The sequence below is a fragment of the Falsiroseomonas sp. RANM36 genome (assembly GCF_056682175.1).
Map to the genome: position 1 here is coordinate 518,548 of NZ_JBWXTD010000004.1, position 7,647 is coordinate 526,194.

General features: G+C 71.4%; 8 protein-coding genes. All 8 read right to left on the reverse strand.

Annotated elements, in window-relative coordinates; translation table 11 throughout:
- Window positions 1-116 precede the first annotated feature (116 nt).
- Entirely contained in the window at window positions 117-821 is a 705-nt protein-coding gene (locus AC1MIR_RS16260) for a hypothetical protein (RefSeq protein ID WP_480029228.1), read from the reverse strand.
- A 102-nt stretch (window positions 822-923) separates the two neighbouring features.
- The gene (locus AC1MIR_RS16265) at window positions 924-2,183 is read right to left on the reverse strand and encodes a tyrosine-type recombinase/integrase (RefSeq protein WP_480029229.1); all 1,260 of its coding nucleotides are present in this window, start codon (window positions 2,181-2,183) and stop codon (window positions 924-926) included.
- Window positions 2,184-2,475: 292 nt separating this feature from the next.
- On the reverse strand, window positions 2,476-3,417 hold the full coding sequence (gene puuE / locus AC1MIR_RS16270) for an allantoinase PuuE (protein WP_480029230.1): 942 nt from the start codon (window positions 3,415-3,417) through the stop codon (window positions 2,476-2,478).
- Window positions 3,418-3,451: 34 nt separating this feature from the next.
- The gene (locus tag AC1MIR_RS16275; protein ID WP_480029231.1) at window positions 3,452-4,072 is read right to left on the reverse strand and encodes an SOUL family heme-binding protein; all 621 of its coding nucleotides are present in this window, start codon (window positions 4,070-4,072) and stop codon (window positions 3,452-3,454) included.
- A 37-nt stretch (window positions 4,073-4,109) separates the two neighbouring features.
- The gene (locus AC1MIR_RS16280; protein WP_480029232.1) at window positions 4,110-4,730 is read right to left on the reverse strand and encodes an aspartate/glutamate racemase family protein; all 621 of its coding nucleotides are present in this window, start codon (window positions 4,728-4,730) and stop codon (window positions 4,110-4,112) included.
- Between the two features lie 123 nt (window positions 4,731-4,853).
- A complete protein-coding gene (ilvC, locus tag AC1MIR_RS16285; RefSeq protein ID WP_480029233.1) occupies window positions 4,854-5,870 on the reverse strand; it encodes a ketol-acid reductoisomerase in 1,017 nt (338 codons plus the stop codon).
- A 1-nt stretch (window position 5,871) separates the two neighbouring features.
- Entirely contained in the window at window positions 5,872-6,981 is a 1,110-nt protein-coding gene (locus AC1MIR_RS16290; RefSeq protein WP_480029234.1) for a zinc-binding metallopeptidase family protein, read from the reverse strand.
- Window positions 6,982-7,033: 52 nt separating this feature from the next.
- A complete protein-coding gene (gene ilvN, locus AC1MIR_RS16295; RefSeq protein WP_480029235.1) occupies window positions 7,034-7,558 on the reverse strand; it encodes an acetolactate synthase small subunit in 525 nt (174 codons plus the stop codon).
- Between the last annotated feature and the right edge of the window lie 89 nt (window positions 7,559-7,647).

Below are 7,647 nucleotides of genomic sequence, written 5' to 3' on the forward strand. Positions count from 1 at the left end.
CCGCCGCTCCTTATCCCTCTGGGTCGGGGGGGTCTTGCCCCCCCCCCTCCCCGCGCGCCGCCACCCGCGCCCCCGGGGCTGTCCAATAGCTACAGGGTTCGCGTCACCGCACCGGGTTATTTCGGCGCCGGTTCCGCTGCGGAATCACCCCATCGCAGCGCATCGCGCACCGAATCCCGGCTCGGCGGCGCCGCCATGCCTGCGGCTGCACAAAGCACCGTCGCGAGGGCAACCGCATCCCGCTCGCGCAGCGCAAAGCCGAATTCGTCGAGGTTGTCGTGCACCTCCCGGACAAAGCTGCGCCAGCTTGGTTTCTGCGAGGCAAGGCCGGGGGCGCCGGCAAAGTTGGGCGGCTCGGGCAGCGCAGCGGCGAGGCGGCGCAGTAGCGCGGCGGTCGCCTCTCCCTTGAGCGCGGAAGGGGCGTCGCGCGCGACCAGTCGCCGATGTAGCAGCGTCCCCACCGCAACCACGGCATCGGGCGGGAACGGCTCGCGCTCGATATGGTCGAGCAGCCCCGCCAGGTCGGCGGCCATCGCGGCGGCTCTCCTGCGCCGTTCCATGTTGACGCCTTCGCGCACTCGCGCGGCGAGCGAGCCGTGCGCGTCGTATCCTGCGGCAATCGGGGTCAGCACGCCGCCCACCAGCACCCCAGCCGCATCGGTGGGTGCCCATCCCTCTCCGATCATCCTATGCGCGTGCTCGCCAAGAGCCTGCCAGAACGGCGCGAGGCTCGGCGCGGCGATAAGCGCGGCTTGCGCCTCCTCCAATTCGCGCAGCGCAGGCAACAGCGCGTCCGGGAAGCCCGGCGGGATTGCCGTCATGCTCGCGCCTCCGCGCGCTCCGCTATCGGTGGTCGGCGGGGGCAGCGCGGGGCGGAGGTCCCGCGCGTGAGGCTGGCCGGCCCGCCCCCGCCGAGTAGTAATCTAGCCGATCCGCTTCCGTCGCGCGCGCCGCTCGGTCAGGTCCGCGACCTTGCCCGCCTCGGCCTCGTCCTTCTTCTCGGCGCAGCGCAGGACATGTGCCGCCCAGGCGTCCAGGGCGCGCGCGCGCTCGTCGGCAAAGTCGTGCCGCTGATAGGCCCGCGCCGCGCCGTGCAGCGTCGAGGGCTGGTGCGCCAGCAGCTTGTCCGCGACCACCGGGTTGAAGCCCATCCTCGCCAGCGCCGAGACACCCGTGCGGCGTATGTCGTGCAGGCGCCAGCCCGCGACCTGCGCCGCAGCGTCCAGCGCGGCCTTCGCCTTCGTGAAGCCGCTCACAGGCGTCTTGCCGGTGGTCGTGAACACGAGGTCTTGCCCCTCGATCCGCTTCACCGTCCGCAGCGCCGCGCGCGCCGGCTCGGGCAGCGCCACCACATGCGCCGCGCCGCGCTTCATCCTGGCGCCGGGGATCGTCCATGTGGCGAGGTCGGGCGACAGTTCCGACCAGCGCATCCCGGCAACCTCGTCGCGTCGGCAAAGGGACAGCAGCAGCACGCGCAGGAACGGCCCGAACGGCTCACCCATCGTGCCCGTCGCGGTCCAGACCCGACCTAGTTCCTCGTCCGACAGCGCGCGCTCGCGCGCCACCACGCCGGCCGGGATCGGCAGGTCGGCAAACGGGTTGCTCGCCACCTTTCCGCGCTTCCGTGCCCAGGCAAAGCAGGCGCGCGCATAGGCGAGGGTCCGGCCCGCAATGGCGACCTTGCCGGCCTTCGCCAGCGCGTCCAGCACGTTTACCGCCTCGGCCCGCGTCAGGCGTGCGGCAGGCTTGGAGAGGTCGCCGGCGAAGGCGTGCTTGATCGCCCGCACCGCCTCGGCGGCGTAGCGCGGGCGCTTGCCGGCCAAGTGCAGCCTCGACCAATCATCCACGAGGATTTCAAGCGTCAGGGCGCGCTCGGCTTTGTCGCGCTCGGCCTCGGCCTTGCGAACGGCGCGCATGGCCTTCGGATCTTCCCCCTTCGCCACATCGCCCAGGATCGCCCGCGCCGCCTCACGCGCCTTTTCCAGCGTGATCGCGCCCCATACGCCCAGGCGTTCCCTGCGCCGCTCGCCGGTCGCGCGATCCGTCCAGGCTGCATAGAACGTCTTGGCGCCGGCCATCCCGCGCACGCGCAGCCCCGCAACCGTGCTGTCCGACAGCCATGCCTCGCGCTTCCCGTCCGGGACGATGAGGGCGGCAATTCGATCTTCCGTCAGCTTCGGCATGGACCCGCTTCTCCGGCTGCGGACCCCGTGCGGACCCCGCTGGGGGGTCCGCAAGGCAATCCATGTCCGCAAAGTAAGCGGGCCGTCGCCTGGAAAGCAATGCGAAAGGAGGCTTGTGTCGCCTCCTGTCCGTCAGCGGACCCGAGCGATCACTTACTCTTAATCAGCGGGTCCTAGGTTCGAGCCCTAGTGCGCCCACCACCCCTTCCCCTCTCCCTACCACGCCGGATCGCAGGCAGAAGCCGGCGCCGAACGGCGTCGGCATACCGGGCCGGGCGGCCGGCGCCGTGCTTCAGCTGGGCGGCGGGTGGTGCTGCCACCAGTGGCGCGCGATGTCCGCCCGCCGCGCCACCCACACCTCCTCCCGGTGCTTCGCCACATGGGCCAGGAAACGCTGCAGGGCCCGCGCCCGGCCGGGCCGCCCGACCAGGCGGCAATGCAGGCCGACCGACATCATCTTCGGCGCGCCCGCGCGCCCTTCCTCCAGCAGCAGGTCGAAGGCGTCGCGCAGGTGGCGCTCGAACCCGTCCGGATCGCCGAAGCCGGGCGGGACCGCGAACTTCATGTCGTTGTTGTCGAGGGTGTAGGGAATGACCAGCACGTCCCTGCCCTCCACCTTCACGTAGTGCGGCAGGTCGTCGTCGTAGGAATCGCTGTCGTAGAGGAAGCCGCCATGGCGGGCGACCAGGCGGCGCGTGCGCGGGCTGAACCGGCCGGTGTACCAGCCGACCGGGCGTGATCCGGTCAGCCGCTCGATCGTCTCGACGCAGCGGGCGATGTCGGCGGCTTCCTCGGCCTCGCTCATCGCGTGGTAGTCGAACCAGCGCCAGGCATGGCTCGCGACCTCGTGACCCGCATCGGCGAAGGCGCGGGCGACATCCGGGTTCAGCTCCAGCGCGCGGCCGACGCCATACACCGTGAAGTTGAAGCCCTGCGCGGCGAACAGGCGCATCACGCGCCAGACGCCGGCGCGCGCGCCATAGTCGAACTGCGTCTCCACGCTGCGGTTGCGCTCGCCGATCAGGGGCGATCCGCCCGGCACCTCGTGCAGGTAGAGCTCGCTCCCCTTGTCGCCGTTCAGCACGGTGTTCTCGCCGCCCTCCTCGTAGTTCAGCACGAAGGAGAGCGCGAGCTTCGCCCCGCCCGGCCATCGCGGATCGGGCGGGTTTGCGCCGTAGCCGCGCAGGTCTCGCGGGTAGCCGGTGCCGTCGTCGGGGAAGCGGGTGTCGGTCATCGCGCGGAAGGCTGCCGCAGCGCGCGCCGTCGGGTCAATCGCGCCGCGCGACCGGCACGGCGACTTCGTTCCGGCGGAGCGCCGGGATCGTCCAGGGCGGGTCGTAGAACCAGGCGACAGGCTCGCCCGCCGCGACCCAGTGCGTGCGGGGCAGCGCGCCGAGCAGGCCGGCGCGTGCCTCCGCCACCGCCGACGGTCCGGGCACGCCGGAGAAGCGCAGCACCGCGACGGTCTCGGCCGGGACCTCGACGATCGTCACGCGCGGATCCTGCGGCGCGGGCGGGTCGCGCAGCGCGGCGGGCAGGAAGAAGCGGATGCGGTAGCCCTGCGCCGTCGCCTCCTGCGCGACCGGCGCGGTCATCGCGATGCGCGATGGCTCCTGCGCCACGGGCGCGGTCATGGCGATCCTGGCGCTGCCCTGGTTGGCGCCGAAGATGTAGCGCGCGAGGCGGGAGAAGCCCTCGTTGCGCGCGGCCGCCTCCTCGCCGGGCACCGTGGTCTCGGCCGCCAGCCGCGGCGCGTAGCGGCGGATCTCGAGCCCGGCCTCGGTGCCGAGCAGGTCGAAACGCGGCTCCTCCGTTCCCGACCTCACGCCGACGACCGAGCAGGCCGACAGCAGCAGTGTCGAGGCGAGGGTCGCGAGGCGGTCGAGCATGCGGGCTTCCTTCCGCCCGACATGTGCGGCGCCTGCGTCATCCCACCATGGCGGCGGCAAGGCCGACCGCCGGGCTTGCCAGCGGCTTGCGGCCCTTCGCCAACGCCACCGCGCCGGCCATGCTGGCCTGGGCGAGCGCGACTTCGCCGGCGCCTTCCGCGAAGGCGGCCTCGGCCGCCGCCGCGACGATGGCGTGGTAGCGCGCCGGATCGCCGCCCCGGAATGCGGCCCAGGCGCCCGGTACCAGGCGGACTTCGATGGTCGCACCATGGCGCGCGGCGGCCTCGGCGAAGATGGCGCGGGTGGGTTCGACGGTGGTCTCGACGGCGCAGAGCACGACGACCTTGCCGCCACGCCGCGTCGCGGCTTCGGCCAGCGCGGCATCCACCCGCAGCACCGGGACCGGCGCATGCGCTTCTGCCGCACCGGGGCCGACGGTCGAGCAGGTGAGCAGCACGGCGTCCACGCCCGGTGCGGCCAGCGCCTCCAGCGCGCGCGCGGTGCGCGCGGCGATCTCGGGCGTCAGTCCTCCCGCGGCCTCGGCGTCCTTCAGCAGGTCCTCGCGGATGGTGTGGGTCAGCGTCGCGCCGGGCGGGCAGGCGGCCTCGAAGACGGCACGATTGCCGGCGGTGGTATGCAGGCAGGCGATGGTGGGCATGGCGTGACGTCCCTCCCTCGGACGACGAAGGGCGGCAGGTTGCCCTGCCGCCCTTGTGGCGTCGATGGGGCGCGCCCCCCCACCCCGACCCTCCCCCGCTTCGCGCGAGAGGGAGAAGGCGGCTCAGTTCCGGCTCTTGTCCACGAGCTGGTTCTTCTTGATCCAGGGCATCATGCCGCGGAGCTTCTCGCCCACTTCCTCGATCGGGTGCTCGGCGAGGCGGCGGCGGGTGGCCTTGAAGGACGCCTGGTTCACCTTGTTCTCCAGCATCCAGTCGCGGGCGAAGCGACCGGACTGGATGTCCTCCAGCACCTTCTTCATCTCGGCCTTGGTCTCGGCCGTGATGATGCGAGGGCCGGTGACGTATTCGCCGTACTCGGCGGTGTTGGAGATCGAGTAGTTCATGTTGGCGATGCCGCCCTCGTAGATCAGGTCCACGATCAGCTTCACCTCGTGCAGGCACTCGAAATAGGCCATCTCCGGCGCGTAGCCGGCCTCGACCAGCGTCTCGAAGCCCGCCTTGATCAGCTCCACCAGGCCGCCGCAGAGCACGACCTGCTCGCCGAAGAGGTCGGTCTCGCACTCCTCCTTGAAGGTCGTCTCGATGATGCCGGAACGGCCGCCACCCACCGCCGAGGCGTAGGACAGCGCGATCTCGAGCGCGTTGCCCGAGGGGTTCTGGTGGACGGCGACAAGGCAGGGCACGCCGCCGCCCTTCTGGTATTCGCCGCGCACGGTGTGGCCGGGGCCCTTCGGCGCGATCATGAAGACGTCGATGTCGGCGCGCGGCTCGATCAGGTTGAAATGCACGTTGAGGCCATGGGCAAAGGCGATGGCCGCGCCCGGCTTCAGGTTGGCGTGCAGGTGGTCGCGGTAGAGGTCGCCCTGCAGCTCGTCGGGGGTGAGGACCATCGTCACGTCGGCCCACTTCGCCGCGTCGGCCGGCGACATCACCTGGAAGCCCGCGGCCTCCGCCTTCTTCCAGCTGCCGCCCGGGCGCAGGCCGATCACCACGTCCTTCACGCCGGAATCGCGCATGTTCATCGCATGCGCGTGGCCCTGGCTGCCGAAGCCGATGACCGCGACCTTCCTGGCCTTGATCAGGTTCACATCCGCATCGCGGTCGTAATAGACGCGCATTTCAGTTCCTCTTGGTTGTCGTCCGGCCGCCCTCGCGCGCCGTACGGGTTGAGCCTTGCCGCTGAACGAGGCCGTGGATGTAGCGCAACTTCCCGACCGCCGCATCCGACATGACGAAGGGATAGAGGTCCGGCGCCCCCATGCAGCGGTTCATGCCGTTCATCGCCACGGTCACGGGCGCCCAGGCCTGGATGATCCGGTCGTAGTCCGGCTGCGCATAAGGGTCGAAGCGGATCCGGGCGCTGTGGTCGCCGGTCGCGTCCAGCCACGGCTCCACGGTCAGGCCGAAGGCGGCCGCCATCTCCAGGCTGTCCTGGATGTGCATGTAGTGCGCCCAACTCTCGGCCCAGTCCTCCCACGGATGGGCGGCGGCGTAGGCGGAGATGTGGGTGCCGCGCCAGCTTTCGTCGGCGCCCCGGGCGTAGTGCGCCTGCAGCGCCTGGCCGTAGTCCGGGCGCTCGTCCCCGAACACCTGCCGGAACTCCTCGAGCCGGCCGGCATCGCGCACCAGCAGGTCCCAGTAGTAGTGGCCGACCTCATGCCGCAAATGGCCGAGCAGCGTGCGGAAGGGCTCGCCCATCGCGGTGCGGCGCTTCTCGCGCTCGGCGTCGTCGGCCTCGGCAAGGGCGAGCGTGATGAGCCCCTCCTCATGCCCGGTCATCACGCGCGGCGCGCCGGGATCGGGAGGATCGGCCAGGATGTCGAAGACCAGGCCGCCGCTGTCCGCGCCCTCGGCGCGGGTCGGGTGCGGCAGGCCCATGCGCTCCAGCGTGTAGATCAGGCGATGCAGCGCCCCCTGCACCCGGCGCCACAGCAGCAGGTTGGCGGGGTCGGAGAGGTCCGGCACCGTCCGGTTGTGCGCGCAGGCGGCGCAATACCGGCCATCGGCCTCGACCGGGATCATCCAGTTGCAGGCATCGTAGGTGGCGTTGGCGCAGGCGCGATAGGTGCGCCCGCCATCGGCATGGGCGCGCAGCCCGCCATCCTCCGCGGTCAGGGAGGACATCACCGCCCGCCCGGGCAGGAAGCCGAGCGCGGCGCCGCAGGCTTCGCAGCGCGTGTTCTCGAAATGCAGCAGGTTGGCGCAGACGTCACAGGTGAAGAGCTTCATCGGTGCGGATCCAGGGATTGCGCCTGCGCAACCCCCCGGGACCGCCCAGGTTTCATCGCAGCAGCGACCGCGTGCCGCGCGCGATGGCGACGGCGCCCGTCCTGCTCACCTCCGCCAGCCCGATCGGCCGCATCAGCGCGCAGAAGGCGTCGATCTTGTCGGCGTTGCCGGTCATCTCGAAGACGAAACTTTCCGTCGTCGCGTCCACCACGCGGGCGCGGAAGGCGTCGGCCAGGCGCAGCGCCTCCACGCGGTCGTCGCCCTTGCCCACCACCTTGATCAGCGCGAGCTCACGAACGAGGTGCGGGCCTTCCAGCGTCAGGTCGGAGACCTTGTGGACCGGAACCAGGCGATCGAGCTGCGCCTTGATCTGCTCGATCACCATCTCCGTCCCGCTGGTGACGACCGTGATGCGGGAGATGCGGCCGGTGTCGTCCACCGGCGCGACGGTCAGGCTGTCGATGTTGTAGCCGCGGCCGGAGAACAGGCCGATGACGCGCGCCAGCACGCCGGCCTCGTTCTCCACCAGCACCGCGATCGTCGCGGCGCGCATGTGATTGTCGTTCGGATCAGGCATGGTCGGAATCCAGAAAAGCGGCGACAGGCGGGCGGCGCGGCCCGCCCCCGCCCCGCGCAGCCGGGGCGGCGCAGGGCGAACCAACCCCC

Excerpts from the sequence above, each read along its gene's own strand:
- AC1MIR_RS16260 (WP_480029228.1), bottom strand. The coding sequence starts at position 821 with ATGACGGCAATCCCGCCGGGCTTCCCGGACGCGCTGTTGCCTGCGCTG.
- AC1MIR_RS16265 (WP_480029229.1), bottom strand. The coding sequence starts at position 2,183 with ATGCCGAAGCTGACGGAAGATCGAATTGCCGCCCTCATCGTCCCGGAC.
- puuE (WP_480029230.1), bottom strand. The coding sequence starts at position 3,417 with ATGACCGACACCCGCTTCCCCGACGACGGCACCGGCTACCCGCGAGAC.
- AC1MIR_RS16275 (WP_480029231.1), bottom strand. The coding sequence starts at position 4,072 with ATGCTCGACCGCCTCGCGACCCTCGCCTCGACACTGCTGCTGTCGGCC.
- AC1MIR_RS16280 (WP_480029232.1), bottom strand. The coding sequence starts at position 4,730 with ATGCCCACCATCGCCTGCCTGCATACCACCGCCGGCAATCGTGCCGTC.
- ilvC (WP_480029233.1), bottom strand. The coding sequence starts at position 5,870 with ATGCGCGTCTATTACGACCGCGATGCGGATGTGAACCTGATCAAGGCC.
- AC1MIR_RS16290 (WP_480029234.1), bottom strand. The coding sequence starts at position 6,981 with ATGAAGCTCTTCACCTGTGACGTCTGCGCCAACCTGCTGCATTTCGAG.
- ilvN (WP_480029235.1), bottom strand. The coding sequence starts at position 7,558 with ATGCCTGATCCGAACGACAATCACATGCGCGCCGCGACGATCGCGGTG.